The sequence below is a fragment of the Catellatospora sp. NPDC049609 genome, assembly GCF_040675365.1.
GTDB lineage: Bacteria > Actinomycetota > Actinomycetes > Mycobacteriales > Micromonosporaceae > Catellatospora.
The window spans coordinates 1-1,066 of the sequence record NZ_JBFAOU010000489.1; the positions used below are offsets into that span (position 1 = coordinate 1).

The 1,066-nt window shown below is 67.4% G+C and carries 2 protein-coding genes; both read left to right on the forward strand.

Going from position 1 to position 1,066, the window contains the following annotated elements:
• The first annotated feature begins 465 nt into the window (after positions 1-465).
• A complete protein-coding gene (locus tag AB0J67_RS41330) occupies positions 466-630 on the forward strand; it encodes an FxLD family lanthipeptide (RefSeq protein ID WP_203694375.1) in 165 nt (54 codons plus the stop codon).
• Positions 631-771: 141 nt separating this feature from the next.
• On the forward strand, positions 772-1,066 hold a 295-nt coding region (locus AB0J67_RS41335; protein WP_363491318.1), incomplete at its 3' end, for a lantibiotic dehydratase.

Below are 1,066 nucleotides of genomic sequence, written 5' to 3' on the forward strand. Positions count from 1 at the left end.
CTGCACCGTCAGCAAGACCGGCACCATCGCGCGAGCGATCCTGGCCCTACACCACTCGACATCGACGCCAATCAGGATGAAATGACCTCACTACGTCGCCGACAAGCATGCGGTTCCGTCTGGCTACGCACCGGATAAGCTAGTGTGCTGCGCCTAAAGTCCGTTTACATGCCTTGAAGTCAATACCGGTTACTTAGGGTCGTTGGCCTGGTGTTTTCGTGCGGCCTGGTTTGGTGCGGCGACGATGGTGATGGCCGGGTGGGGTGGTTCGCGCGGGTTGTAGTGCTCAGCCCGTTCGAGTGCCCAGTCGGACATCTTGCGTTTGATGACGCGGGGGTTGGTCTGTCGGCGGCGTGGTGGCAGGAGCCGTTCGAGGATCGCCCATCCGGGCGGCGCGATGGCTCAGGCCATCAGCACCAACCCCGAGCCATCGCGGTCCGGGGACCTCACCGAGAGGAGAACGAGGTGTCCAACGCGACTCCGACGCTCCAGGCACGCACGGACCAGGCCGACGAGTTCGACCTGGACGTGCGCCTGGTGGAGAAGAGCGACAACTACGCCGGTCTGATCGCCACGACCGACGACGGCTGCGGCAGCACCTGCGGCGCCTGCACCACCAACGCCGCCTGACGGCGCGTACCCCTCGGCCCGGTCGGCGCCGCCACACGTCCTCCCGTAGCCGCGTCGACCGGCCCCATCCCGATCCTGGAGATGTCCCGTATGCGTTCTGCTTAACACCGGGCCACGTACCGGGCCGGCGGCACGGCGCTCGTGCGCGCCACCGCGCACACCGGCCTGGAACTGCCCGCGTATCCGGACGTGACCGACCCAGCCGCCGCGGACTGCGCGACGTCGTGGGTGGGATGGTTGCGCGCCGTGTGGGCGTTGCCGGGAGTCGCTGAGACGCTGCGGCACGCCAGTCCGGTCCTCGCGCGGCAGATCGTCGTTCTCATCTCAGCGGGAAGGCCCTCGGTGCGCGATGCGTACCGTGCGGTGCTGTCCGTGATGCGATACCTGCAGCGGATGACCGGACGGGCAACTCCGCTGGGGTTGGCTGCCGGAGTGG